At 70.9% G+C, this 26,425-nt stretch carries 20 protein-coding genes and 2 pseudogenes; 9 read left to right on the top strand and 13 right to left on the bottom strand.

Annotated elements, in window-relative coordinates; translation table 11 throughout:
* Positions 1-17: 17 nt before the first annotated feature.
* The 6 genes from ACWGKJ_RS09725 to ACWGKJ_RS09700 all read left to right on the top strand — a co-directional run bounded on the left by ACWGKJ_RS09725 (position 18) and on the right by ACWGKJ_RS09700 (position 4,674).
* A complete protein-coding gene (locus ACWGKJ_RS09725; RefSeq protein ID WP_385020281.1) occupies positions 18-875 on the top strand; it encodes a carbohydrate ABC transporter permease in 858 nt (285 codons plus the stop codon).
* Positions 872-1,891, top strand: a complete 1,020-nt coding sequence (locus ACWGKJ_RS09720; RefSeq protein ID WP_385020284.1) for a D-2-hydroxyacid dehydrogenase — start codon at positions 872-874, stop codon at positions 1,889-1,891. Before ACWGKJ_RS09725 ends, ACWGKJ_RS09720 begins: the two co-directional genes overlap by 4 nt.
* Positions 1,881-2,654, top strand: coding sequence for a DeoR/GlpR family DNA-binding transcription regulator (locus tag ACWGKJ_RS09715; RefSeq protein WP_385020287.1), 774 nt, complete (start codon positions 1,881-1,883; stop codon positions 2,652-2,654). The genes ACWGKJ_RS09720 and ACWGKJ_RS09715 overlap by 11 nt, the downstream gene beginning before the upstream one ends.
* A 61-nt stretch (positions 2,655-2,715) precedes the next feature.
* Positions 2,716-3,588, top strand: a complete 873-nt coding sequence (locus ACWGKJ_RS09710; RefSeq protein ID WP_385020290.1) for a class II fructose-bisphosphate aldolase — start codon at positions 2,716-2,718, stop codon at positions 3,586-3,588.
* Between the two features lie 67 nt (positions 3,589-3,655).
* Positions 3,656-3,982: a hypothetical protein gene (locus tag ACWGKJ_RS09705; RefSeq protein WP_385020293.1), complete on the top strand. Its 327-nt coding sequence runs from the start codon at positions 3,656-3,658 to the stop codon at positions 3,980-3,982.
* The gene (locus ACWGKJ_RS09700; protein ID WP_385020296.1) at positions 3,979-4,674 is read left to right on the top strand and encodes a polysaccharide deacetylase family protein; all 696 of its coding nucleotides are present in this window, start codon (positions 3,979-3,981) and stop codon (positions 4,672-4,674) included. The genes ACWGKJ_RS09705 and ACWGKJ_RS09700 overlap by 4 nt, the downstream gene beginning before the upstream one ends.
* 121 nt (positions 4,675-4,795) lie before the next feature.
* Here the strand turns inward: ACWGKJ_RS09700 and ACWGKJ_RS09695 are convergent, their stop codons facing one another.
* Positions 4,796-5,836, bottom strand: coding sequence for a polysaccharide deacetylase family protein (locus ACWGKJ_RS09695; protein WP_385020299.1), 1,041 nt, complete (start codon positions 5,834-5,836; stop codon positions 4,796-4,798).
* Positions 5,837-5,975: 139 nt separating this feature from the next.
* On the bottom strand, positions 5,976-6,428 hold the full coding sequence (locus tag ACWGKJ_RS09690) for a DoxX family protein (protein WP_385020302.1): 453 nt from the start codon (positions 6,426-6,428) through the stop codon (positions 5,976-5,978).
* Between the two features lie 180 nt (positions 6,429-6,608).
* Here ACWGKJ_RS09690 and ACWGKJ_RS09685 point away from each other — a divergent pair, with 180 nt between their 5' ends.
* Both ACWGKJ_RS09685 and ACWGKJ_RS09680 read left to right on the top strand, forming a co-directional pair.
* A complete protein-coding gene (locus ACWGKJ_RS09685; RefSeq protein WP_385020305.1) occupies positions 6,609-7,841 on the top strand; it encodes an amidohydrolase family protein in 1,233 nt (410 codons plus the stop codon).
* A 249-nt stretch (positions 7,842-8,090) separates the two neighbouring features.
* Positions 8,091-8,966: an FkbM family methyltransferase gene (locus ACWGKJ_RS09680; RefSeq protein ID WP_385020382.1), complete on the top strand. Its 876-nt coding sequence runs from the start codon at positions 8,091-8,093 to the stop codon at positions 8,964-8,966.
* Between the two features lie 198 nt (positions 8,967-9,164).
* Here the strand turns inward: ACWGKJ_RS09680 and ACWGKJ_RS09675 are convergent, their stop codons facing one another.
* The 6 genes from ACWGKJ_RS09675 to ACWGKJ_RS09650 all read right to left on the bottom strand — a co-directional run bounded on the left by ACWGKJ_RS09675 (position 9,165) and on the right by ACWGKJ_RS09650 (position 18,749).
* A complete protein-coding gene (locus ACWGKJ_RS09675) occupies positions 9,165-9,929 on the bottom strand; it encodes a glycosyltransferase family 2 protein (RefSeq protein ID WP_385020307.1) in 765 nt (254 codons plus the stop codon).
* A gap of 5 nt (positions 9,930-9,934) precedes the next feature.
* A complete protein-coding gene (locus ACWGKJ_RS09670) occupies positions 9,935-10,723 on the bottom strand; it encodes a GntR family transcriptional regulator (protein WP_385020310.1) in 789 nt (262 codons plus the stop codon).
* Positions 10,724-11,050: 327 nt separating this feature from the next.
* Positions 11,051-15,283, bottom strand: coding sequence for an nSTAND1 domain-containing NTPase (locus ACWGKJ_RS09665; RefSeq protein WP_385020313.1), 4,233 nt, complete (start codon positions 15,281-15,283; stop codon positions 11,051-11,053).
* Positions 15,284-15,879: 596 nt separating this feature from the next.
* Complete coding sequence (locus ACWGKJ_RS09660) at positions 15,880-16,590, bottom strand: nucleotidyltransferase domain-containing protein (protein WP_385020316.1); 711 nt, start codon at positions 16,588-16,590, stop codon at positions 15,880-15,882.
* A gap of 285 nt (positions 16,591-16,875) precedes the next feature.
* Positions 16,876-17,154, bottom strand: a complete 279-nt coding sequence (locus ACWGKJ_RS09655; protein ID WP_385020319.1) for a DUF2399 domain-containing protein — start codon at positions 17,152-17,154, stop codon at positions 16,876-16,878.
* A complete protein-coding gene (locus ACWGKJ_RS09650) occupies positions 17,151-18,749 on the bottom strand; it encodes a hypothetical protein (protein WP_385020322.1) in 1,599 nt (532 codons plus the stop codon). The genes ACWGKJ_RS09655 and ACWGKJ_RS09650 overlap by 4 nt, the downstream gene beginning before the upstream one ends.
* A 252-nt stretch (positions 18,750-19,001) precedes the next feature.
* On the opposite strand from ACWGKJ_RS09650, the gene ACWGKJ_RS09645 reads away from it, so the two are divergent.
* Entirely contained in the window at positions 19,002-19,175 is a 174-nt protein-coding gene (locus ACWGKJ_RS09645) for a hypothetical protein (RefSeq protein WP_385020326.1), read from the top strand.
* Positions 19,176-19,272: 97 nt separating this feature from the next.
* Here ACWGKJ_RS09645 and ACWGKJ_RS09640 read toward each other — a convergent pair whose 3' ends face one another.
* The 5 genes and pseudogenes from ACWGKJ_RS09640 to ACWGKJ_RS09620 form a co-directional block, all read right to left on the bottom strand.
* Positions 19,273-20,208 (bottom strand): hypothetical protein, encoded by a 936-nt coding sequence (locus ACWGKJ_RS09640; RefSeq protein WP_385020329.1) that lies wholly within the window; start codon positions 20,206-20,208, stop codon positions 19,273-19,275.
* A pseudogene (locus tag ACWGKJ_RS09635) lies at positions 20,205-21,416 on the bottom strand (TIGR02678 family protein); the annotation flags it as partial. The gene ACWGKJ_RS09640 and the pseudogene ACWGKJ_RS09635, both read right to left, overlap by 4 nt.
* A gap of 121 nt (positions 21,417-21,537) precedes the next feature.
* Complete coding sequence (locus ACWGKJ_RS09630) at positions 21,538-22,515, bottom strand: DUF2397 family protein (RefSeq protein WP_385020385.1); 978 nt, start codon at positions 22,513-22,515, stop codon at positions 21,538-21,540.
* An 86-nt stretch (positions 22,516-22,601) separates the two neighbouring features.
* Positions 22,602-23,093: pseudogene (locus ACWGKJ_RS09625) on the bottom strand (DUF2397 family protein); the annotation flags it as partial.
* Positions 23,094-23,483: 390 nt separating this feature from the next.
* On the bottom strand, positions 23,484-25,610 hold the full coding sequence (locus tag ACWGKJ_RS09620; RefSeq protein WP_385020332.1) for a hypothetical protein: 2,127 nt from the start codon (positions 25,608-25,610) through the stop codon (positions 23,484-23,486).
* Between the last annotated feature and the right edge of the window lie 815 nt (positions 25,611-26,425).

The raw sequence follows: 26,425 nt of genomic DNA, 5'->3' as shown, positions 1-26,425 counted from the left end.
CACCACGAAGGACGCCGATGTCCGTCACCCCGCCCCAGCAACTGCGCAGCACTCCCGTACGAGGACGCGACCGCACGCGCCCCCTGCGTGCGGCGGCCGCGGCCGTCATCGGTCTGGCCATGGCCCTTCCCCTGTTCTGGATGGTGCTGGTGGCCTTCTCACCGCTGGCGGACCTCCACTCGGCGCACCTGCGCTGGTGGCCGAGCGCCCCGACCCTCGACAACTTCCGGCGTGTCTTCCGGCTGCCCGTGTGGACCTGGACGATGAACTCGACCGTCATCACCTGCCTGGTCGTGTTCATCACGGTCTCCTGCAACCTGCTGGCCGGATACGCCTTCGCCAAGTTGCGCTTCCGCGGCCGCAACCCGCTCTTCCTGCTGATGCTGAGCACCATGACCGTACCGGTGCAGGTACTGATGGTGCCGCAGTTCAAACTGGTCAGTGCCATGGGGCTGTTCGGCAGCTTCTGGGCGGTCATCATCCCCGCGTCCTCGACGGCCTTCGGGGTCTTCCTGGCCCGCCAGTTCATGCTCGGCATCCCCGACGAGGTCATCGAGGCGGCGCGGATGGACGGCGCGGGCCAGCTCCAGACCTTCTTCGCTGTCGTACTGCCCCTGTGCAAGCCGCTCATCGCCGTGCTGTCGCTGCTGACCTTCCTCAGCCAGTGGAACGACTTCGCCTGGCCGCTCACCGTCCTCAAGGACGAGCGGCTGTACACGCTGTCCGTGGGGATGCAGTTCGTCAACGGCCAGTACACGGCGGACTACGGCGCCATCATGGCGCTCGCCCTGCTCTCCATCCTGCCCATGGTCGTCCTCTTCCTCTGCTTCCAGAAGTACTTCGTCCAGGGCTTCGCACGATCGGGAATCAAGTGACCACTCCTGCCCCCGTCCACTACCTCAGCACCCTCTCCTTCCCCGACCGGTGGCTCGACGAACTGCGCGCGCGCCACCCCCGGCTCGTCGTCACGCAGCTGCGGGCCGCGTCGCCGGACGAGATACCCGGTGAGGTGTGGCGGCGCACCGGGATCCTGCACACCGGCAACGTCTTCCCCCACTCGGCGGCGGACGTCCCGCAGCTGCGCTGGATCCAGCTCGACACCTCGGGCGCCGACCATCTCAAGGGCTCCAGCGTCTGGGACCTGCCGGTGCCCCTGACGTCTATCGGCGGTATCTCGCCGGTGCCCATGGCCGAGTACGTCATGATGATGCTGCTCGGCCTCGCACACCGCCTGCCCCGGGCCGTCGGGGTCCAGCGCGCGGGGGAGTGGCCCTCGCTCGAAGAGCGCTGGAACACCCTCATGCCGCGCCGCCTGCGGGGGTCCACCGTCGGCATCGTGGGATACGGGCGCATCGGCAAGGAGATCGGCCGCCTCGCCGGACAGTTCGGCATGGACGTGCTCGGTCTCAAGCGCGGACGGGGCACGCGGGCCGGGGAGTTCTTCGGCAGCACCGCGGCGGACGACGCAGGCGCCGAGCTGTACACCCCGGCGGAGCTGCACGCCTTCCTCGCCCGCTGCGACTACCTCGTGGTCACCTGCCCGCTCACCGACGAGACCCGGGGAATGATCGACGCCGAGGCGTTCGGCGCTCTCAAGGAGGGCGCGATGCTCGTGAACGTCTCACGCGGCGGAATCGTCGACGAGGACGCGCTGACCACCGGGCTGCGCTCCGGCCGCGTCGCGGGCGCCGCCCTCGACGTGTTCGACGAGGAACCGCTGCCGTCCGGGCACCACTGGTGGGACGAACCGGGAGTGCTTCTGACCCCGCACGTCGCCGGTTTCGCCCCGGACTACGAGGAGCAGACGCTGGAACTCGTCAGCGACAACGTCGGACGCTTCCTCGCCGGGCGGGACCTGCTGAACCTGGTGGACCGGGCCCATGGCTACTGAGTTCCTCCTCGCCCCCCAGCGGCAGCACGCGGTACTGACCCGGCTGCGGCACCGGGGCACGGTCAACGTCCAGGAGCTGTCGGATCTGCTGCGCATCTCCCCCTCCACCGTCCGGCGGGACCTGCGCGACCTCGAAGTCCAGGGCATGCTGCGCCGGGTGCACGGCGGAGCGACCGTCCTCGACGGCTCGTCCGAACCCGAACAGCCGCAGCGGGCCGCCACCCAACTGGAGGAGAAGGGCCGGATAGCCGAGGCGGCCCTGCCGCTCATCCGCGACCACAGCACTGTGCTCATCAGCGGCGGGACGACGACCGAGACCCTGGCGGCCCGGCTGGGCGACCGCCGCGGCCTCACCGTGGTGACCAACTCCCTGCCGATCGCCCAGGCCCTCTCGGCGACCGCCACCGTGGACGTCATCGTGCTCGGCGGGGTCCTGCGCCGCCGAGAGCAGTCCCTGCTCGGCCATCTGACGGAACGGGCCCTGAGCGAACTCCAGATCGACCAGATCTTCACCAGCGCCTTCGGGCTCGACGCCGACACCGGGCTCACCGGCGCCCATGTGGACGAGGCGCAGACCGACCGCGCTCTGCTGGCCGCCGCACGCCGGATCGTCGTCCTGGCGGACGAGTCCAAGCTCGGGCGCCGCGGGCCGGTCCGGCTGGCCCCCCTGGACCAGGTGTCCACCCTGGTGACCGACGCCGGTCCCGGCCATCCGGTCTGCGCGGCGCTCGGCCGGCTGGGGAGTGACGTCATCGCCGCCTGAGACGTGCGACCGGTGCCCCGGCCCGGACCACGCCGTCCTCCCCGCCCCGGAAAGGAACCCCATGCCTCTTGTCCCCACGGCCGCCCTCGTGGAGGAGGCCGTGCGCACCGCGTCGGCCGTACTCGCCTTCAACGTCATCACCCTTGAGCACGCCGAGGCCGTGGCACGTGCCTGCGAGCGGACCTCCGCGCCGGCCGTGCTCGCCGTCAGCCACAACGCCGTCCGCTACCACCACGGCGATCCCGCCCCCTTGCTGGCCGCCTGTGCGGCGGTGGCCCGGCGGTGCGGGACGCCGCTGGCCCTGCATCTGGATCATGTCGAGGACGCGGAACTGGCCCTGCGCGCAAACGAGCTGGAGTGCGGCTCGGTGATGTTCGACGCCTCACGGCTGCCGCACACGGAGAACGTCGCGCGTACGGCGGACGTGGCCGGCCGTCTGCACACCGACGGGATATGGGTCGAGGCCGAACTGGGCGAGATCGGCGGCAAGGACGGCGTCCACTCGGCGACCGCGCGCACCGATCCGGCCGAGGCCGCGGAGTATGTGACGGCGACCGGGATCGACGCCCTCGCGGTGGCGGTCGGGAGCTCGCACGCCATGACCACCCGGACCGCCTCCCTCGACCAGGAGCTGATCGGACGGCTGCGGGACGCCGTCGGCGTACCGCTCGTGCTGCACGGCTCGTCCGGAGTGCCGGACAGCGCTCTCACCGCGGCCGTCAGCGGCGGCATGAGGAAGATCAACTTCGGTACGCATCTGAACACGGCCTTCACCGAGGCGGTCCGCGCGGATCTCGGCTCCCGGGACGGAGTGGACCCGCGCCGGTATCTGGGGGCCGGACGCGAGGCGGTGACGGACGCCGTCAGCGCGCTGCTGCGGCTGCTCGCCCCCGTGCCGGACCCCGCTTCGGCCCCTGCACCGGACGCCGTATGACCACCACGCCGCGCCCACCGCACCGGCATCCCGTCCTCGACATCCACGACGTCACAGGAGTACGACCATGACCGCATCCGACCACCCGGTCCCACCGGTTCCCGACCCCCGCACACTGCTGACCGAGCTCGGCCGGCGCGTACTGGAACGCGAGGGGATCCCCATGTTCCTCACCCTTCAGCGGCCCGGTCCCGCTCCGGCCGGCTCCGGCGAAGACCAGCGGCCGGATCCGGCCGGAGCGCACCTCGCCGGACTGCTGCGCCACTACCGGGAGGTCCTCGCGCCGGATGCCGCCGACGACGCGGAGCCCGCCCTGATCGAAGTTCTCCAGGTCATGGGCGCGGCGCACTTCACGCCCGCCGACGAGACCGCCCGGAAGGAAACATCGAAGTGACGACCGGCCCCTCCCTCCTGCCTTCCTTCTCCGCACAGGAGAAGGCCCTCCGCTCCGGCCAGTACATCCGGGTGGTGAACTACCACAACACCCCGCACGCGGACACCGGGAAGATCCGGGGCGAACTGAGGGAACTCGCCGACCACTTCGCCCCGGTCACCCTGGGCGACCTCGACCTCTTCCGGTCCACCGGCCGGTGGCACAAGGACCGGCCGGGGGTCATCCCGGTCTTCTACGAGGGGTACCGCAACAACGCGGAGGTGGCCGGCCCGCTCGCCGAAGAGATGGGCCTGACCGCCTGGTTCTTCATCTGTACCGCCTTCCTCGACGTACCGGTCGCCCAGCAGTACGCGTACGCCAACGCCCACAACATCGACCTGGTGGAGGAGGACCGCGACGGCGACCGGCTCGCCATGACGTGGGACGATGTCGCCGCCCTCAGCCGCCGCCATGTCGTGACTCCGCACACGGCGAACCACGCGGAGGCGGCCTCCCTGAACACCGACGAGGAGCTCGAACGCGAGATCTTCGCACCCAAGCGGCGCATGGACGAGGTGACCGGCCAGTCCGCGCCCGCCACGGCATTCCTCTGGGGAACGCCCTTCGGGGCGAACCCGGTCGTGGACGCGGCGCTGCGCGAGGCCGGCTACCGCTACCAGTTCGGGAACACGATGATCCAGTACCTCGGCTGAACGGGCCGGCCGCCTCCCGCCTGCGCGAAGGTCTGGGGAAGGTGCGCGAAGGTCTGTACGAGGGTCTCGCGAAGGCCGCCCTCCGACGCCTCCGGGCGACAGGGGGCGGCCTTCCTGTGTGTCACCGCGGCAGCCGCTGCACCATGGTGTTGCCGAACACGAAGCGGTAACCGGCCTCCGCCAGCGCGCGGTCGGCAGCGTTCCCTCCGGTGAAGCCGGTGCCCTCCAGCCACGCGGTGGCCGGGGCGGAGCCGCCGGTGGCCAGGTCCATCAGCCTCTTCGGCTCCGACACCTCGCGCGCGATGTCCGCCGGGGTGACAGTGGTGCGCGCGAGGGCGTGGGACGCGGTGTGCGGGGTGACCACATGGCCGCGCCGGTGCAGATCGGCGATCTCGTCCCAGCTCATGGCGGTGCGCTGTCCTCGCCGGTCCTCGTCGACCAGCTTGATCCGATGGGCGAGTGCATAGTCGTACTGCTCCTCGGCGAGGGTGTCCACGAACTCCGTGCAGACGAAGAACCAGCCGGTGACGCCCGCCTCGTCGCAGGCGGCCGCCGCGATCGCGTAGTTGTCCCGGTAACCCTCGTAGAAGACGGGCAGCAGGCCGGGCCGCTCGCCGTGCCAGGCCCCGGTCTCCGCGAAGCTCTCCAGGTCCCCGGCGCCGACCGACGCGAAGTCCTGTGCGTAGCCGCGCAGTTCCCGGACCAGCTCGTCCTTCCAGCTCGGCGGCGTGTTGTGGTAGTTGACCACGCGGAGGAAGTGTCCAGTGCGCAGGTCCGCCGCGGTACCGGCGGCGCTGACCGTGTGGTCGTCGGAGAGCGGTACCGGGGTGACGGCGTCCGTCGCCGGTGACGGCGGAGCGGGGCGCCCGACGCCCAGATGGGCGTAGGCGAGCGCCTGGAGCGAGGCGATGACGGCCGACTCCCCGGACCCGGCGCCCGGTGCGAGCCGTGTGTGGAAGTGCTCGAAGTCCGCGGCGAGTGCGGCGTCGGACGCGGAGGCCCGGTAGGCGTCACTCCGGTGGGCACCGTCCGGATCGTTGCGGGGTGAGGCGGCCGCGCGCAGGGACACCAGCATCGGGACGCCTCTGCGCCGGGCCACCAGGGACCGACTGGCTTTCAGGGCGTCTTCGGGGGACAGGGACGACAGGTGGGGCGACTGCATGGAGGTCCTCGCGGAGGCATCGGGGGTCACCTTCCACTGTCCTCGGACGCGCAATCGATGGGCAGTACCGAGCCGCCATTGCTCGGGATTGCTCATTTGGTGAGGACTCCGATCGGCCTCCGACCGGCGTGGCGGCGGGCTACCGCAGGAACAGCCCCCATGAGCTGTCCACCGACCAGGACTGCCAGCACATGGCGAACAGCCCCACGGCCGAGACCAGCATCATCATCAGGTTCTGTCCCTGCTCGGCCCAGTCGTGGATCATGAGCACCAGATAGATCAGGTTGAGCAGCAGCCCGGCCACGAGCGCGACCGGTGTCAGGAAGCCCACGATCAGACCGAGGCCGAGCGCCAGTTCCGCGTAGGCGACGATGTACGCCATGAGCCGGGGGTTCGGCTTCACTGTCCGTTCGAAGCCGCTGCGCACGAACGACCAGCGGTGTTCGGCGGCTATCCCGGCCGCCCAGGTGACACCGCCGCCGCCGAACCAGGTCTTCTTGTCCTTGTGGCGCCAGCTCTCCAGCCACCACAGCCCGAGCCCGATCCGCAGTACGGCGAACCATTCGGCTCCGCTGAGCCACATCGTCTGCATGGGGCGCTCCTGCCGGTCGCAAAGCTGATGGGTCGTCAGTTTCGGTGGAGGGGATGCGATCCCGCAAGGGGTGAGTTCGGTGTGACCGCTTGTCGGTGCCGAAGTGTGTCCGTACCCTTGAGCTGACGGGTCGTCAGATTACGTTCGGCAAACTGGCAGGTAGCTGAGGGGAAACGAATGATGAGCAGTCAGAACGGCGCCACCGAACTGCCCAGGGTGATCAGCGTGGACGATCACGTGATCGAGCCTGCGCACCTCTTCGAGACATGGCTGCCGCGCAAGTACCGGGACCTGGGGCCCAAGCCCTTCACCGCCGGGATCGGGGAACTGGCGTACGTCGGCGGCAAGTACCGGTTCACCACCGACCCGGAGGGGCAGGTCACCGACTGGTGGCGGTACGAGGGGGAGATCTTCCCGTACAAGCGGATCATCGCGGCCGTCGGCTTCTCGCGGGACGAGATGACACTCGACGGGATCACCCGTGAGCAGATGCGGCGCGGATGCTGGGATCCGGCCGAGCGGCTCAAGGACATGGACCTCAACCACGTCGAGGCGTCGCTCTGCTTCCCGACCTTCCCGCGCTTCTGCGGCCAGACCTTCGCCGAGGCCAAGGACAAGGAGGTCGGCCTGGCCTGTGTCCGCGCCTACAACGACTGGATGGTCGAGGAATGGTGCGGTGACAGCGGCGGCCGGCTGATCCCGCTCTGCCTGATCCCGCTCTGGGACATCGATCTGGCGGTGGCGGAGATCAGGCGGAACGCGGCCCGCGGGGTCAGGGCCGTGACGTTCAGCGAGATCCCCACCTATCTGGGGCTGCCGTCGATCCACTCCGGCTACTGGGACCCGTTCTTCGCCGCCTGCGAGGAGACGGGGACCGTGGTGAACATGCACATCGGTTCCTCGTCGCAGATGCCCGCCGCGTCCCCGGACGCCCCGCCCGCCGTACAGGCATCGCTCTCCTTCAACAACGCGATGGCGTCGATGATGGACTTCCTCTTCTCCGGGGTGCTGGTGAAGTTCCCCCGGCTCAAACTGGCGTACAGCGAAGGCCAGATGGGCTGGATCCCGTACGCCCTGGAGCGAGCCGACGACGTCTGGGAGGAGCACCGGGCGTGGGGCGGGGTCAAGGACCTGATCCCGGAGCCGCCCTCGACGTACTACTACCGGCAGATCTTCTGCTGCTTCTTCCGCGACAAGCACGGCGTGGAGGCCATCGAGACGGTGGGCGTGAACAACGCGACGTTCGAGACGGACTACCCGCACGTCGACTCGACCTGGCCGCACACCAAGCAGGTGGCGGCCGACCACATGGCGGGGCTCTCCGACGAGGTCGCCTACAAGCTGCTGCGGGGCAACGCCATTCGTATGCTGGACCTGCCGTTCGACCGGGACCGGGCGGCCGCCACCGGCTGACCCGGGCGTACCGCGGCGGAGCGCTGGGGGCGGCCGGCCTCATCAACACCGGTCCCCTCGGCGCCCGGTGGCCCCGCGGCGTTACGGTTCGGGGGTGGCGGCACCCCGGGGAGAGGCGAACGGATGAGGGACACGGCCAGGGACACGGCCAGGGACACGGCCAGGGACAGGGGTACGGCCGGAGACACGGCCCGGAGCCTGGCCTGGGGCTCGGCTTCGGAGGCGCTGGTCACCCTCGGCCGCCGGTATCTGCGCGACGCCCCCGGCTCCCTCGGCAAGGAGTGGCTGGCCGGCCGGTACCTCAGTCCGCGGCTGCGGGACCATCCCCGACGGCGGGTGTCCGAGGACCGGTCGGGCGCCCGGTTCGCCCTCGACACCCAAGACCTGATCCAGCGTTACCTGTATCTGTTCGGCTGCTGGGAGCCGAACATGACCCACTGGCTGACGGGCAGGCTCCGCCCCGGGGACACCTTCGTCGACGTCGGTGCCAACATCGGCTACTTCAGCGTGCTCGCCTCGCGTGCGGTCGGCGGCAGCGGCCGGGTGGTGGCCGTCGAGGCGTCACCCGTCTTCCACCGGAGGCTGCTGCAGCAGGCGCGGCTCAACGGGTGCGGCAATATCCGCGCGGTGAACACGGCCGTCGCCGACACCCGCAAGCTGCTGACCTTCGTCCTGGCCAGCTCGCACAACATGGGCGCGAACAGCATCGTCCCCTACGACGGAAGCGCCGAGTCCGTCTTCGACATCGAAGCACTCCCGCTGGCGGAGGTCCTGCGCCCGGACGAGATCACGACGGCCCGGGTGATCAAGGTCGATGTGGAGGGGGCGGAGGGCAGCGTCGTACGGGGCCTGGCTCCCGTCCTGGGCTCGCTGCGCCCCGATGCCGAGATCACCGTGGAGGTCACCCCCGACCGGATGGCGCAGCTGGGGGACTCGGTCGATGAGCTGCTGGAGACGATGCGGGGACACGGCTTCCACGTCTACCGGCTGGCCAACGACTACACCCCCGAGAGCTATGCCGCGGCCCTGCGCCGGCCCGCCCTGGCTCCCGTCCGGTGGCGCGGGCCGGTCACCGGCGAGAGCGACCTCGTCTTCTCCCGGACCGACGCCGAAGTGCTGCGGTGAGAGCGGTCCCGGCCGACGCCCCGGCCCTGCCCTGAGCGGCCCCGGCCGACGCCCCGGCCCTGCCCTGAGCGGTCCCGCGCCCCGGCCACCCGGAGCTGACCCGCGCCCCGGCCACCCGGAGCCGTCCGGTGGCGCGGGGCCACCCGGGGCCGGGGCCGACCGGGGCCACCCGGGGCCGACCGGGGAACCGGGGCCCCGTCAGGCGCCGCCCCCCGCCGGCCAGTGCCACTGGAAGAGCTCCAGCGCCCGCGCCCTGGCTTCGACGACCGCCATCCGCGTATCGCGCTCGGCCGTGTCGGTGTGGGTCGCCTGACTCGTCGCCTGCCCCGGCCACTTGCGGTACCAGAGGCCGACATCGGACGAGAACCAGCCCCGGCTGACCGCGTTCATGGCGAGCAGCAGCCCCGTGTCCTCCGAGGCCGGCAGAGCCATCCAGCAGCCCAGCGCGAGGAGCAGATCACGCCGGACGAAGAGGGTCGCCGGGTGGACCTGCGCCCGGTAGTCGTTGGCCTTCCAGTAGGCGAGCACGGCGCCGCGCTCGACCGGCCCGGGGGCGGGGTCGCCCTCGAAGCCGACGGTGGTGCCGTCGGGGAGCAGGTCGAGCACGCGTGAGGTCGCCCAGCCGATGTCCGGGTGCTCTTCGAGCGCGGCCAGATCGCGGGCCAGTGCGCCCGGCGGCAACTGGTCGTCGGCGTCGAGGACCTTGACGTACTCGCCCTCCGCATGGGCGAGTGCCATGGTCCTGGCCACACCCGGACCCCCGGCCCGGCCCTGCCGGAAGGTCACCCGCTCGTCGTCCGGTACGTACGGGCCGACATCGGGGCCGACGCCGTCCTCCTGGATCACCCAGTGCCACTCCCACCCCTCGGGCAACTCCTGTGCGCGGAGCGACTGATAGGCATCGGGCAGGAACGGAGCCGCCGGGGCGTGGACGGCGGTGACGATGATGATGCGCCGACGCACGGCACTCACCACCTTTCCAAGTGAGTGGTGAAGAACATTTCCGTACGGTCGCCGGGCAGCGTGATGTACGACATCTCCACGGCGCGGTCCGCGGTGTCGAACGACGTCTTGCGGAGATCGACGACGGCCGTTCCCGGCGGGAGGTCCAGCTCCTCCGCCTCCTCGGCGGTGGGAGGCCGGGCGGTGATCCGTTCCTCGACGCGGACGATCTCGATGCCCACCGTGGCGAGCTGGTTCCAGGTGCCCCCGGGCCAGGGCTCCTTCGACTCGTCCAGCAGATCCGGGTTCCCGGCCACCAGCTCCCGTACGAGATGGGAGGTGACCAGGTTGAAGGGCGCGCGCTCGGCCCGGTAGCGCGTCCGGTACGAGCGCTCGATCAGCTCGGTGCCCTCCGCCACCCCCATGGCCTCCGCGATGTCCGCGTCCGCCGTGGTCTCCCGGTACGCGGCGTGGAAGACGAGGTCGTCGACCGCGAGGCCGGTGTCGTGCTCCGTGGCGCCGGTCCGCAGCCGCTGCTCCATGGACTGGCGTGCCCGGTCCTTCTCCCACTGGTGGCGGGAGTTGGACCGCCGTACCGGGGTGCGGGCCCGGCGGACGAAGTTGCCGCGGCCGTGCACCTTCTCGATCAGCCCCTCGGCCTGCAGCAGACGCAGGGCGTCCCGCACCGTGGGCACACTGCGGCCGGCCTGTTCCGCGAGCCGGGTCTCCGCGGGCAGCCGGTCGCCGGGCCGCAGCCGGCCCGTGCGGATGGACTGCCTCAGCTCATCCGCGATCCGCTCGTACGCCTTCGCCACTGGTGTCCACCGTTCTCTTGACGCGACGCCCTCACCCTATGACTCCTCAAGAGGACTTGACGAGCAGGAGGAAGGGTCAGCACGGCGCGGCGAACGGGAGGGCGCGGCCTGCCGCGCGGGAGCCCCGGCCGCTCAGGGCCGCAGGGCATGAAAGCGCCCGATCGCTGGCGACGGGGGATGCACCAGCGATCGGGCTATTCCCCACAGTAACAAGGGCGGTTGTGCAGTGGGAGAACTGCTCGGCGGCGGCGGGGAGTTGTGATGGAGATCACGTGGATGGCCCCGGGTGGAACCACGCGGGCGGCCCCGGATGGAACCCCGGACCCGTCACCGACCGCACGGCGGTTCGTACGACAGCCGCGGCAGGTACTCATGCCATTTCTCCCGGGTCAGGACCCCCCGGGTGACCGAGCAGATGCGGCTGATCGCCTGGTCCGCGTCCAGATCCCAGAGCCGGACCGTGCCGGCGCCGCTCGACACTCCGAGCAGATGGCTGTGGGGGCTGAACGAAAGGAAGTTGCCCGTCTTGGCGTTCGGGCTCAGCGACTGGCCGATCGGCACGGCCTCCGACGGGACGGCGACGTTCCAGAGCCGGACCGTGTCGTCGTTGCCGCCGCTCGCCAGCGTGTGCCCGTTCCGGCTGAACGTCAGTGACACGACCGCCTCGGTGTGCCCGGTGAGCGTGGCGCCGGGCCGGGTCGCCCTTCGGGGGGCCGTGACATCCCAGAGCCGGACCGTCCCGTCGTCGCTGCCACTGGCGAGCGTGCGGCCGTCGGGGCTGTACGCCAGCGCGTTGACCGGGCCCAGATGACCCCTGAGAGGCTTGCCGAGTGGTGTGGCACGGCGTGGGTCGGACACGTTCCAGAGCCGGATCGTGCCGTCGGCGCTGCCGCTGGCCAGAGTCCGTCCGTCCGGGCTGAAGACGAAGGCGTTGACGTAGCCCCGGTGACCGGTGAGCGGCGCACCGAGCGGAACGGGGCGGGCCGGGTCCCCGACGTTCCACAGCCGTACGGTGCGGTCGTCGAGCGCGGTGGCCAGCGTGCGGCCGTCCGGGCTGTAGGCCAGCGCGTACGGGCCCGCGAACCGGGCCCGCAGGGCGATCGCCGGACCGCAGGGGACAGGCCTTCGCGGGTCGGTGACGTTCCACAGCTGCACCGCGCGGTTCCCGGAAAGCACCGCGAGGGTGCGGCCGTCCGGCGAGAAGACGAGCGAACGCGGATCCCCCCGCCCGGACGTGAACGCCCTGCCCAGCAGCGCGGGCTGCCGCGGAGAAGCCACGTTCCACAGCCGGACCTTGCCGTCGCGCGCGGCCGTGGCGAGCACCCGGCCGTCCGGGCGGAAAGTGCCGATGCTGCCCGCCATGTCCGACGTCGGGATCGACCAGAGGCGCACCTTGTTGTCGCCGCTCCCGGTGGCGAGGGTCCGTCCGTCGGGGCTGAAGCCGACCGCGTACATCTCACCGCTGCTCCCGGCCAGATCCTCGCCGACCTGCGACGGGTACGCGGGGTTGCCGACGTTCCACAGGCTCGCCGTGCTGTCGGCGCTCCCGGCGGCGAGCATGGTGCCGTCGGGGCTGAAGGCCACCGACCAGACGGGGCCCGTATGCCCGGTCAGCGGGGCGCCGAGCGCACCGGCCCGGCTCGGGTCGGCCACGTTCCAGAGCCGGACGGTGTCGTCGGAGCCGCCGCTGGCGAGCGTGCGGCCGTCGGGGCTGAAGGCCACGGAGTGCACCGTGCCGGTGTGGCCGCGCAGCACCCGGTGGACCGCGGCCGGACGGTGCGGATCGGCCGTGTTCCAGAGCCGGACCGTGCCGTCGTCGCCGCCGGCCGCCAGCGTCCGGCCGTCGGGGCTGAACGCCACCGAACGCACGGCGGCGGTGTGACCTCTCAGGGAAGCCACCGCCTTCGGCCGGGCGGGGGTCTCCACGTCCCAGAGCTTCACGGTGTGGTCCTCATTGGCCGATGCGAGGGTGCGGCCGTCGGGGCTGAAGGCGAGGAGGTACGCCGTACCGCCGTGGCCGGTCAGCGGGGTGCCGATCGGCTCCGGGTGCCGGGGGTCGGTCACGTTCCACAGCCGGATCGTGCCGTCGTCCGACGAACTGGCGAGGGTGTGGCCGTCCGGGCTGAACACGGCGCTGCTCACCCAGCTCGTATGGCCGGTGAGGGGGTCGCCGAGCGGGGCGGGCCGGGTCGGGTCGCGCACGTCCCACAGCCGGACGGTCCGGTCGTAGCTCGCCGTGGCCAGGGTCCGCCCGTCCGGACTGAACGAGGTGAGGTAGACGGCGCCGGTGTGCCCGAGCAGTGGTGTGGCCAGCGGTGCGTTGACGATCGAGACCAGCCGGTTGTCGGTGGCCTCATCGCCCGGCCGCAGATGGTGGGCCACCAGGTCGAGCTGGGCGGCCAGCGAGGGATCGGTGTACTGGACGCGGTCGGCTTCGGCGACCACCTGCTCGAACACGGCGTCGTCCCGCTGCTGCCATGCGAGCACCGCCGAACCGACGGCCAGCAACGCCAGTACGACGAGAGCCGACACCGCACCACGGCTGATCAGGACCGTACGTCTGCGCAGCCGGGCCGACGCGGCCAGGAAATCCACCGCGCTGCGGGTGAGGAAGGTGTCACCGGCCGACTTCGCCCAGCCCCGGGCCTGTTCCAGACGGGAGCCCCGGTAGAGCAGCGACGTATCGCGCTCCGCGGCCTCCCAGGCCCGGCCGTCCTCCTCCAGCTGCTGACGGAGCAGGTTGTCGTTCCGGTCCTCGTCGATCCATTCGCGCAGGCGCGGCCAGGCGTGGAGCAGCGCCTCATGGGTGATCTCGACGGTCTCCGCGTCGAGCGTCACCAGCCGGGCGTGCACCAGCGCTTCGAGCGACTCCTCCGTCCGGTCGGGGTCGGTCGATTCGTCGGCCAGCTGGCGCCGTGTCTCCCGCCGCCGGGTCGCCTGGGTGTCCTCGCCCAGCCGGACCAGCCGCAGGAGGAGCAGTCGCGCGGCCGTACGGGCCGCCGGCCCGAGACCGGACCAGGCGCGCTCCGCGGTCGCCGCGACCGCTCCCTGGATCCCGCCCGCGGCGCTGTAACCGGCGAGCGTCAGCCGCCCCGCCGTCCGCCGCTGCCAGGTGGCGAGCAGGGCGTGGGAGAGGAGCGGCAGCACCCCCGCGTGCGTCCCGCCTCCCCGGGAACTGCCGGCGCTGACCTCCCGCACGATCAGCTCCGCGAGCCCGGGTTCCAGCTCCAGACCCACGGCCCTCGCCGGACTGGTCACCGCCTCGCGCAACTCCGCGGTGGTCAGCGGCCCGAGCACCATATGCCGGTGCTGCAGCGCGTCGGCCAGCTCGGGATGGCCCAGGCACTGCTCGTAGAAGTCGGCACGTATACCGAGCACCACACGTACGGGGGCGGGCTCGTCGGGTCCGGCGGCCGTGCAGACGGCGTGGAGGAGCTGGACGAAGACGCGCCTGCTCCCCTCGTCGGAGCAGAGGGTGAACGCCTCCTCGAACTGGTCCACGATGACCACCGGCCGCCCGGAGCCGGCCCCCGCACGCTCCACCCACGCGGCAACGGCCTCCCGCGCGGCCCGGGCGAACCGGGGGGTGCCGGGGGTGGGGGGCGGGGGCGGTACGGGGGCGGGGGCAGAGTTGGCGGTCTTCTGGGGCGGTACGGGGGAGTTGATCGGTTTCTGGTCCGGGTCCGGTGCAGGGGAGTTGACCGGTTTCTGGTCCGGGTCCGGGTCCGGTGCGGTGGCGGGCGCGGTGTCGGACGTACCGTCCCCGCCCCCTTCCCTATCCCTGTCCCCTTCCCTGTCCGTATCCCTGTCCGGGACGAGGTACGCAAGCTCAGGGATCCGGCGCGTCAGCTCCGCGAGCGGATCCCCGCCCGGGACGAGCTGAAGGACCGCCCCCGCCCGGCTCCCGCCACCGCCCGCAGCGGGTACACCGTTCCGCAGTGCCCCGTTCCGCAGTGCGGGCACCAGTCCGGCGTTCAGGAGGGAGGACTTCCCCGACCCCGAGGCCCCCACGAGCATGACCAGCCCTCCCGTGGTCTCCGTCGCCCGGAGCTGAGCGAGGAGGGCGTCCCTGCTCCGCTCCCGGCCGAAGAACCACCGGGCGTCCTGCTGACGGTACGGAGCCAGCCCCCGGTAGGGGCAGACCCCACCCGGTACGTCCGCGGCCTCGCCCGAAGGGCGCCGCCGCTCCTCCACCGCGGGTGCGGCCGGGCCGTCGCCGACCGGGTCGGCCACCGCCCGCTCCCACAGACGCTGCCACTGCGCCAGGTCGTACAGCCCGGCGGAGACGGGCGCGGGCTGCGCACGCCGCGCCTGGGGAATCAGTACGTGCAGGACGGCCGCGAGGGCGACGAACTGGGCGGGAACGTTCCTGGCCCGCCGCCAGTCGCTGATCCGCTGGGCGGAAACCCGTACGGGCCGACCGCGTTCGTCGAGCCGCTGGAGCCGGACGACCGCATCGGACACGCTCTTGAGGGGAGGATTGCCGGCCTCCTTGTACAGCAGCGCGAGACGTTCCGCCAAGGCTGTGCGCGCCCCTGAGTCGGAACTCAAGGTCTCCACCCCTCACTTCCCCCGCACCTGATCCCCGTACCTGAATCCCGTACCTGATCGTCCGGACCGGAAAAGTCAGCTTATCCGGCTGACCTGCGGTGAGTCCTCGAACCGGACCCCGGACCGCCCACCGCGACAGCCGTAGCTGGCAGGATCACGACCCAGCAGCGCACCGCCCGTGCGGCGCCCGGCCGGACTACCAGCACAGCGCTCGGAGAGACCCGTCATGACGCCATCTGTTCTCGGTCACATTCCACCGAATCCACGAACGGACACCGGCCGTCGCGCCGACTGACCCCCGCGAACCCGTGAAGCGCGTCCCGCCCGGACCGCTGCCGCACCGACCACGGGCCCGCCCTTCCTCGACGATCCACACCGCCGCGCCGGCACGCCGCGGACCCATGCTGCCCGCGTTCGGTACCGGTCCCCACAGGGGAGGGACCGGTACCGAACGGCGAGGCGGGGCCGGGGGGCGTCCGCCTCACTGACACATGGGCTCACCCGCCCACTGGCTCACTGACGCACCGGTCTACCGGCGCACCGGCTCACCCGCCCACCGGCACCGACTGACCACCTCACCGACTGACCGGCACCGACTGACCGCCTCACCGGACGGCGTACCCGTCCCACAGCGGCCCGCCCGCTCTCTCCAGCACCTCTGTCACAGCCGCGGCGAAGGCGCTCGTTTCCCCGGCGACGGCCGGCACGACGGCTTCGGTGAGCGCGCGATGCAACCCGGGATCGGCCGCGGCCAGCCGCCGAGACAACCACTTGCCGCTGCCGAGCCAGTGCCCGCCCACCAGCAGGACCAGCTCCGACGCCCGCTGCAGCATGTGCGCGACCAGGTGCACCCGCTCGGCAGGATCCGCGCAGCCACGAAGGTCGTCCATCAGATCGGTCAGGATGTACCGCTGGTACTCCCGCTCCGCTTCCGAGAACGGCGCCGGCCCCGCCGCCCACCGCTCCCGCGCCTCGGCCTGAAGCGAAGCCCCCAGCCCGCCCCCGTCCCCGCCCTCGTCCACCAGAAGCAACCCTTCGGAACACATGGAGAGCAACGGCGAATTCCGTTTCGCGGTCTCCTCTTCGGCGAAGCGGTGCCAGACATCCGGGGTCTGCACAAACAACTCCACCGGCCAGCCGCGGTACACGAGGTTCTCCCGACCGGGCGCGGGCGGCCCGTCGAGGAGGACCACGATGTCCAGATCGGAGTGGGGCGTCCGGCGCTCGGTCAGCACACTCCCGGCAAGAAAGGCCGCCCGAACACCGGGAAACCGATCGAGCACCAATGCACGGGCAGTGATCACGGGGTCGTCCATACGGGAACCCTACGGATACGGCTTCCGGGGACACAGCGATTTGTTCACACGAGGACCGTGTACATGAGAAGGCGTCCCAGCGGGAGCTGCGACATTCCGCGCACATGGAACAGGTGAGGCGCCTACCGCATGCGGTAGGCGGGGTCAAGCAGCATGTCGAGCACCTGGACGGCCTGCTGAAGCGTGCGTACGGCCGCTTCCGGTGCCACACCTTTCGGGCGACGAACGCCTGCGGACTTCGGCCGCGGGGCTCGGGCTCAGGCCAGCTCGACGAGCACGAGGGCATCAAGGTGTGCCGCCTGCTCGACGACCACGGTTCGCACGACGTCGCGGTCGTGCGCCGTGGTAGGCGAAGCGGCAGTCGCCAGAGGCGAGGGCGTCGAGAAGGGTGAGGACCACCGTCGCGGCGCTGCCGGAGGTGCAGACCAGCGGGCTGCGCGACCAGCGCGTGCGGGCGGAGGAGAAGGAGGGGCGCCTGCACGAGGAACTGGCGGACCAGGAAGCAACCGTGATCGAGACCGGCCGCACACTGCGCGGCGCTCTCAGCCGCCCGGAGATCGTCATCGGAGCGGGACTGGATCGTACGCGCGCTCCCTCGACGGGATGGCACCCACGGCATTGGCGATACGGTCCTTGGCCGCTTGTTCGTCGGCGAGGATCTTCTCCTCGGATGATCCGACGGCGGCCTCCCGGGCCCGTAGATCCTGCTGAGCGGTGAGTAGTTGTCGGTGGCGGAGCCGGTAGCCCTCTTCCGCCTCCGTCCGCTTCTCGCGGGCCCCCGCGTACCGCCGGTCGTCCGCCTGGCTTCCGCTGAGCCGGGCAACCGTACCGTTGACCGCCCTGCGCAGGTGGCCGACGCCGGTGAGCAGCGAGGCCAGGGCGGTGCGCACACGGTCCAGTGCGACGGCGTCGGTGGGCAGGTCATGGGCGGTCGCGGTGGCGTCCGCCTCGGAGCGCGCCGAAACAGCCAGGGCGCGGGCCTCCTCCGCCTGGCGTGCCGCCTCGGCCGCCTTGGCGGACAGCGCTCGCGCTGCCCTCTCCTCCGAGGCATGGGTGTTCCAGGCGTCGGAGAGCCGCTGCGCCCGAGGGAAGCCGTGTTCCGCTCGCGTCAGGGCCCGTCGCCGGGAATCGGCTGCGGCGAGCACGGTACGGGCTTCGGTCAACTGTCCTTCCACCTGGCCGAGCCGGTCTTCCAGCTCGGCCAGTGCCCTCCGCCGGGTCTCGGCCCGCACCGCTGCGCCCACGTACTCGGCGGCGCGTTTGTGGTGCTGCCCGCGGAGGGCTCCCAGTCGCCAGCTACCGTCGAAGTGGACCGCACTCGCGGTCGCCGTCCCCCCGTCCGTCGTCCTCGTGGCCGGTGCGAGCACGATGGCTGACAACAAGTGCTCCACCTGGTCAGATGTGATGCCGCTGTCCGGCTGCGCGACCGGTCGCAGGGCTGAGGCGAGGGTCTGTGCCACCGGCAGCGGGTCGTGGGCCGGAGCCGCGTCGAGAAGGGTGTCCCCGGAGAGCGGGTCGAGAAGGGCGCCGCCCGTGCTGACCACCGCGTCGAGAAGGCCACTCGCCTCCAGCGCCGCCTCCAGACCGGACCGGTCGTCGGCGGTCAGGTGATCGGCGAAGTCCACCAACCGGTAGAACGGCGCCCCGTTGGCAGGGTCTCGCCCCACGCTTCGGTGGTACGGGGCCGGAGGCTCCGGGTCCGTACGGCGCTCCCAAGCCCGCCTCTCCTCCGCCAGGCGGTCCATCTCCTCCCCGAGTCGGCCGACGCCGACCGCCAGGGTGTCGCGATGCCGGGTGAGGGCGTCCGCGTACGGCTCAAGAGCCAGATGTGCCGTCTGCCGCGCGTGGGTGTCGATGCCGGCCGGGAGCGTGCGGGAGGAGAACGCCGCGTCGGAGTCGGCCGCGCAGGCCACTTCGGAGAGGACGGCGTCCAGCGGCGGGCACTCGGGCCCCGCTGCGGTCCGCGTCTCGCGCACCCATGCGGCGACCTCGTCAGCGTACTCCCGGCTCTCCTCAGCGACCTTCTGCCGGCTGACTTCGAGACGGTCAGCGGCCTCCTCCGCCTCGCCCTCCAGCCGTTCCCGCATCTCGTCGGCCCGCATCGCACTGCCACGAGCCTGGTCGGCCAGCGAGGAGAGGCGGGCCACCTCCTGCACCATCCGCTGCCGGTTCCGTACGACGGTCTCGCGGCCCCCAGCTGCTGCTGCCAGGACCGCAGTCCGGCCTCCGTCGTCGCCAGGTCCACCCTCACCACAGGTCGGTGCCGTACGGTCTGCGATTCCCCGTCCGGGCCGGTCAACTCCATCTGCGTCGACGAGGAACGGACGGTGTGCGGCAGTGCGACAGCCTCGCCGAGATGCGCGGCGGGAAGTACCGCCCGCTCTGCCTGTGCCAGTAGCTCCCGGTGCTCCGTGGCCAGTTCGGTGAGCCGGGCGCCCAACTCCTGGCCGCCCTCGTCCAGCCGTTCGGCCGCGCTCTCCTCCGCCTCGTGCGCGCCGCGCAACGCGGCGAAGGCGGTCATGGCCGCGGTGTGCAGGGCTTCCACCGTGCTGCGGCGCTCCGACAGCTCGTGCAGGCTGCGGTAGGCGTGGCTGTCGTGCAGGGCGGCGAGTTCGGTCCGGGCGGACTCCTCCTCCTCGCGGAGTGTCCTCAGTCCCTCCTCCGATTCCTTCTCACGTTCCCTCAGGACGCTCGTCTGCTGGGCGGCGTCCCCGGCGTTCCGGCGGCGCTCGGAGAGCGTGTCGAGTTCCCGGCGCACGTCCCTCGCCGCGGAGCGCAGGACTCCGGCGAGGTAGCGGCGATAGTCGGAGAGGAAGGTGCGAAGGCCGCGTCGGTACGTTCCAGGCGCCCCAGTTCGGCCCGCACGGTGTCCAGATCGTGGAGGTTGCGCGCCACCTTCTCGACCACGTCCTCGTCGAGTCCGGGCAGGGTCTCGCTCAGCAGGACGGCCAGACCGCCGTGCTCGATGCGGTCCCCGACCGTGGGCCGCCGCAGCCGGTGCAGGAGCTGGGTGAGGTTGCGGTAGCGAGTCGCGTCCGTGATCCCGAAGAGTTCCCGGGCCACGCGGGCACGGTGTTCCGCCGCTCGGTCCGTCGTGTTGCCGGAGCCGACGATCTCCTTGAGCCGGTCGACGGCAAGGGGTTTGCCCGCTTCGACCAGGTGCAGGTCCTCGCCGACGCGCAGCGGGGTGACGAAGAAGGTCGGCACAGCCTTCTGCGCCGACTTCGAGGCGCGGATCGCGGCGCCGAGCGTCAGACAGCGGTGGTCGCCGGCCGCGTCCGTCCCTCGGAATTCCACCCACAGATAGCCGAGGCGGTTGGTCTGCTCGAAGCCGTCCAGCATCAGCCAGGCGAGCGTCGTCCGCCCGGTACCGGTGGCGTCGAGGGCCCGGGAGTCACCGTCCAAGAGGTACGGGAGCAGCATCTCCAGGGCCTTGGACTTGCCCGCCCCGTTCTTGCCGCGCAGCAGCAGCAGCCGTCCGTCGCCGAAGGCGAACTCCTGCTCGTCGTACTGCCAGACGTTCTGGATGCCCGCCCGGTGCAGCCGGAAGCGCGTACGCGCCGCCTCTGTGTGACCTGAACGCGGAAGGGGAACGAGACCACGAGCATCGGCGGTCATAGCGGCAACTCCTGCTGTGCTTCGGTGGATTTGTTCCGTCCGCCCGTCGTCGGCACGGTGACCTGGGTGGCGTAACGGGCCGCTGGGGCGAGCAGGACCCAGCCCTCGCCGCCGCTGGGGCGGGCCGCCCGGACGTCGGTGACCTGGCGTCCCTCCGGCAGCTCGTCGGCGTACTCCTCCGGCAGCCCCGCTCCCTCGGATCGCAGCGGGCCGGCCGGGGCGATCAAGCGCATGCGGGAGAGCAGGCCCAGCACGGCTTCGCGCAGGGCGTCGGGGTCTTCGAGGTAACCGCGCTGCCAGTTGCTGCGCTGCCCGTACTCGGCGATCAGCCCGGCCAGCAGCTCATCCACCACACCATCCGGAACGGCGACCCCGACGACGAGGACACCCCCGGTCGCGGGATGTCCGGGTTCAGCCGGGCGGAGCCGCTGCACCAGCCTCTCCACCAGTAGCAACGCCGCCTGGGCGACAGTCCCCGTCCCCGGCAGGTGGAGATCGGTCAGCTTCTCCTCGGGGTCGACCAGGCTACTCCCTCGGCCCGGATCTCCGTCTCCAGGCCCAGGAGTTCGAGGAACGCCTGGGCCTCCCGGCGCTGGCGGGTGCGGAGCCAGTCACGTTCGGTGTCGGTCAGTTCGTCGAGGTGGACGACAGGGGTTTCGACGAGCATCCGGCGCACGTAGGTGCGCGGTCCTCCGAACCCCGGGTCCGCCGCCCGCCGGACCAGGTCGGCGCCGTCCCGCGACTGGGCGAGCGGTCCGGCCACGATGACACGGGCGAGCTCCCGGTCGACCGTGATCAGCGCCTCCCCGTCGGCCTCCTGAGCGATGACGCCCACGTGGCCGTGGGTCTCGATCAGGACGCCCCACTCGACGAGCTGCCGCAGAGCCGCGACCAGCGTCCGCTTCCCGGCCGCTCGTCCGGTCTCCTCCAGCTCGATGTCCGCGTCGGCCGCCGCAGCCCGGATGTCGGCGACGAGCTGCGACAGCAGTACCTGCTCCGGCGCGGTGACCAGCACTGACAGGGCCAGAGCCAGACACGCGTAGGTGCGGGGTGAAGGGCATGCCGGTGGATCGTACGAGCCAGTGCCCCGACCGGGCTCCGAGCCCGGCCTTGAACAGCCGGGCGTAGGAGCTGTCGACCAGGAGGCGGTAGCCGAGCACTTGCTGAAACCGGCCGCCCAGCCAATCGGCGTGCCTGCGGACCAGCGGAAAGAGGTCGGCGTGCGGGCCGTCCGATGTGACCAGCGGGCGGGCGAGCAACAGCCGTGCCGCGGTGCGGCGTTCGGTGGCCAGAGCCACGTCGTGGGCGGAGGGAAGTGTCATGTGACGCTCATCTCCCGTTGCCGCCGACGGACGCGCCGTGCGACCGCGTGGGAAGCGCCTCGCTCTCGGTCGGCTCCGCTCCTTCCGCCGAGACGGCCGTCCTGTGGACTGCCGGCTCCAGGTCGTCCAGCAACAGATCCCCGTCGGCCGAGCGCAGAAGCGTGCGTGCTCCCGTCGTACGGTGCACCGTGAGCCGGATGCCCAGATCGATGTCCTCGCTCCACGCCGCGTCCAGCCCGAAGCCCCGCCTCTCCTGCCCGTCCGCTGGGGCGTGGCGCCTGAGCTGCGCGTTCCCGAGCGCCGTGGCCAGCAGCTCCAGGAGCAGGCTGAGTGCCGCCGACGTGAGCCGTACGCCGTCGAAGCGGCCGGACGCGCTGCACAGCTCGTCCGCGGCGGCGCTTCTCTCGGCGGCCCGCTGACGCGCCGCCTCCCGCAGTCGTTCCTTCTGCGCGGAATGGTCCTCCACCGATGCTGTCCGGCCCCGCTGGGCGCGGCTGCCCCTCTCGCGCAGCGCGACCGGCACCTCGACCACCGGGCCGGTCCACCAGCTGGTGTAGGCGGGCACCACCTCGTCGGATGCGGGCGGTATGCCCAGGTGGCGGGCGCCGTACAGACCGAAGGCGGCGACGGCGATGTCGTGCGCGTCCTGCGGCGCGGACTCGTCGAACCACCGGGCCAGCCGCAGCAGGTCCCGACGCCGCGACATCTCGCCGGTGGCCGAGCGCAGCATCCGCTTGGCGTTGGCCAGCAGGGACTGAAGGGCCCGCAAGGTGGCGTCGCGCAGCTGGTCGACCTGGCTGCCCTGCCCGTCGGTGTCCTGGAACCAACCCCGCAGCCCTTCCCAGTCCGTGAACTCGCGACCCCGGCTGCGCTGCACGCGGGTCTCCGTACTGCCCTCGCTCTGCGCCGGCAGCCCGGCGAGCCCCTGTGCGTGCGCGTCCAGCTGCTCCAGCAGGCCGGGGAGACGGGGCCAGAGCGTGTCCAAGGCTGCCGAGATGCGGGGGGAAAGGACACGTCCTCCGTGATCGCCTCGACGTAGTCCAGGAGGAGTTCCTTGAAGCCCTGGTACTCGCCGCTGTCCAGGTCGTACCGGGCGAGCACCTGGCCGAGATAGGCGTAGAAGTCCCGTACGGAGTCCGCGAACCCGGTGAACTGTACGAGCAACGTGCTGACCCGCTCCAGCCCGTCCTGCGGGGGGATGCCGCCCGGTTCGGCGACCCGCTCGGCCAGCTCCCGCAGCCCCCGCTCGACGAGGGCGAGCAGTTCGTTGCTCACCTCACGGGCGGCGTCGGCCTCGGCCAGCACGCCGTCGGCGTCTCGCTGGACGCGCTCGCCCAGCCGCGACAGCTGGTAGCGGGCCCGCGAACGCTGGTACTCCGTGATGCTGGACGCCTTGACGGTGTGGCTGCCGTGCAGCAGGTTCCCCCACTTCACCAGCTGTTCCAGCCGCGCGGTGAGGGGGTCGGCGTCGAGCCCGGCGGCGGTCGCGCCCCCCTCGCGCAGCTTCGCCATCACGTCCGGGACGGCCAGGTCGGCCAGGAGGGTGCCGCAGAAGACCCGCATGATCGCGAGGTACTCCAGCCGCTCCGGCGCACTGAGGTACGCGTACGCGTCGAGGCGGCGGCGCGTCTCGTCGTCGTCGGGTGCAGAGGGCACGTCGCCGGGTTCCGGCTGGGTGCCGAGTGCGGCTTCCTCCATGTCTGCGAGGTTACGTGGCGGCTCCGACAAGCGATGCGGGGTGGCCGGAACTGGTCTCCCGGCAACCGGCGGAGCAACTCCGGACAGCTGGAGTCAGAGCGCCCCGCCGGACCAGGGGCAGGTCAGAGCTCGCCCCCGCTGCTCGTCGGTGTCGTACAGCCGCCAGACCGGCCAACGGGCCGCCTCTCTCAGGACCGGTCCTGACCTGCTGTTTTACTGTTCGGGTGGGGAAATTGAGCTACAAGTTCGCGCCGGTCAGCCCACGAACGTCTCCTGAGACTCATCGGATTCCGGATCGTTCCCCTCTGGTGCATGGTGCTCCGCGGTCCTGCGCCGCAGGTTCTCCACGTCGGTCAGGATGCCGACCAGCATCGTGTGCAGGTCGTTCAGCTGGTCCGCCGGGACGATCGGAGTGTGGTCACCGACTTCCGGCTCAAGGGCGTGCAGATGATCAAGGGCGTCCCGGGCGCCCTGCACCCCGAGATGGAGGGTCCTGCGGTGTGCGGCGGCACGCTGGCTGGGAGGTGGCGGAGGGTCCTCGGCGCGGGGAGCCTGGGTGGGGAGGGTGGGTGAAGCATCCTCGGTCCCCTGAGCGGCGCCGTACAGGAACAGCGCCGTCACGGGGTCCGTGGTGACGGGCTCCTCGCCGTACGAGCCACTGGTGGAGGCACCGCCGCTGGCCAGCGGCGTCTCACCGTTCGACGAGAGCACCGCTGGAGCCCGAACCGGCGCAGGATCCGCGGCCGACGTCGGCGATTCGGCCTGCGCCGCGCGTTCCGGGTCCGAGGCCACGACGACATCCCATTCGTACAGGGGCATTGGCACGCCATTGGTGTCGCGGGCGATGTGGTCTGGGGCGTCAAGGTCGACTTTGAAGTACACGTACGGCGGTTCGTCGGATGCTGCCGACTCCTTGCCGGTCAGGCTCTGCCTGGGCACGGAGTTCTGCGGCAGGTCTTCACTGCGGAAGGTGTTGGCGGCGAGCGCGAGTGTCCACAGGCCGAGTTCGTTCGACGGGCGTGAGAGCCCTTCGATGACCTTGTTCACGTCCAGCCGGAACGGGACGCCGCCCTTCTCCTTCTTACCCCCCAGCGACGAGCCGACGTTCCTAGTGAGGAGCTTGTCGGCGATCAGCGCGATACCGCCGGCCACCGCCAGGGTGAGGCGGGCGTCGTCGTCGCCGTCCATCGCCGGTGCGATCAGCTCGGTGAAGTCGTCGGCGGGCCGTGGGGTCCAGCCCTTGGTGACGTCGGTCGACAGCACACCACCGTTGTTCCAAGCATTTCGGGCCTGCTTGGTGACGAGTTTCTTCTTCGCACGCCAGGGCAGGTCGATGATCGGGCCGAGCAGTTCGCCAAACCCCTTCATGCTCATTCGCTGGCCGCCTTTGATGGCCTTGGCCTGGTCCTTGAGAAGCTCCAGGAGATCCGGCCGAGTAAGTGCGCTGACCAGGTAGATTCCACGCCACAGGGCGGTCCCGGGAGCAGCCGGATCGCCTCCGAAGACCTGTGGAAGCTCGGCCACGGGAATGCGGCCGACGGCAAGGCCGTACACCGACTGGAGATCAGCTGTGTTCCAGCGTGGATCGCCTTGCTGGATGATCCGCTTCAGGGCCCGGGTGACAACCTCGATGTTCTTGGCGGCTGCGTCCCACTGCATGAACTCGACGTGCACTGAAGCCAGTACGGAACGAATGGCGTCGTCAAAGATGTCCTCCGGAGACAGTACGCGGCCCTCGTGTCCCTCTACGCCGACGGCGATCTGTGCCGGAACTACGTAGGACTGGGCGATTTGAGCGGCCCGAAGCCCCGGTGCCGTCCCTTTCATCTCATTGTGGAACTCCTGCCTGAGTTCCTGCCGCCACCGAGCCCGGCCGGTGGCCAGTCGCTGTTCGAGCCCGGGCCCTGCGGCAGTCCCTGCCGCAGAAGCGCTGCCGAGCAGTGCTTCTGCGGCCAGGTTGGCCACTTCGGCGGCATCGGCACCGTGCCCGGCCAGTACCGCCCAGGCGCTGGCGAGTCGCGTGATGCCGTCACGGACAACGAGAACGTGGATCGGGTCCGCGCCGTCCTCGAAGGTGATCTCCACGGGGTGGGTGATCAGGTTGCGGGTGACGGATCGTGTGAGGATAGAGGTCGCGTAGCTGTTGAGCGACAGAGTCGCGTGGATGGTCTGCCACACGTGATTCCGAAGGTGGGCGAGGTTCTCGTAGCGGTATTGCACGATCGCAGCGGGGCGGCCCTCATGGGTGATTCCTTGGACTTGCGGGTCGGGCACCTCCATGACCTCCATGCCGGTACGAGGCTGGGGACCTGGGAAGAGCTCGCTGAGCAGGACGCGGGTGACCACCGATCGCAGCGTCGCCCCTTCGACGTTCTCGATCATCAGGAGACCCGATGGCTCGTCCGCCGCAGGCTGGAGCTGAACTACCAGCGCTTCGGGTCGAGTTGTAGAGCGTGCTATGGCCCCCCACGAAGGGCCCGGCAGCCAGGTGCCCGGATTGGACCGGCCCGCGGTGGTCACCGCCGTGCCATGAGTGTCGGTCGGGTCTGTAGGGAGTTCGGGCGAAATGTTGGTTACCCGGATCGGTTCCGTCCCCCAAAGAACGTCGAGGGAAAGAGCAGCGGGGATTCCGGTGGTCATGGGCGCAGATCTCCAATGAGTGGTCCGAAGTGGCCTGCGGCGGTCATGAGGACGGGCGGCACGTGACGACCGCCGTCCCGATTGCTATGAGGAGATTTCTCCCGGGATGTTCTTATCTGCCCAGCTCATCTCTGAGGAAGCAAGGGCGCCCTGCAGGTCTTGTGTGGGTAGCACCGGTGTTGATAGGCGGCGCATACCGCGAGCTTTGCGGGCGTCAGGAGATGCTTGACGTCGGTCGCAAGGCAAGGAAGGGCCCTCAGTGCGGGTGATTCCGGGGTCGGGGGTTCAAGAACTGGATCGCGGCCGTAAGTCGGTTCCAGGTAATAGCCCGGCTGGTATGGGTCAGGGCCAGCCCCGAGGTGCGTCCGGCGAGCCGAGTGCACAATCAGCTGAGCACGTCATGCTCAGTCTGTCGGGAATGCCGTTTGGGTATATGAGTGATGAGCGGTTCGGGGGACTCGGCGAGCACCTCGATGAGTTGCCTGGCGTGCTGGCATGCTGTCGCCTCAGCGCCTCAGCGCCTCAGCGCCTCAGCGCCTCAGCGCCTCAGCGCCTGT

The organism is Streptomyces sp. NPDC054757 (assembly GCF_053612185.1).
The sequence above is the reverse complement of the archived record's forward strand: the minus strand, read 5'-3'. Positions and strand labels throughout refer to the sequence as shown.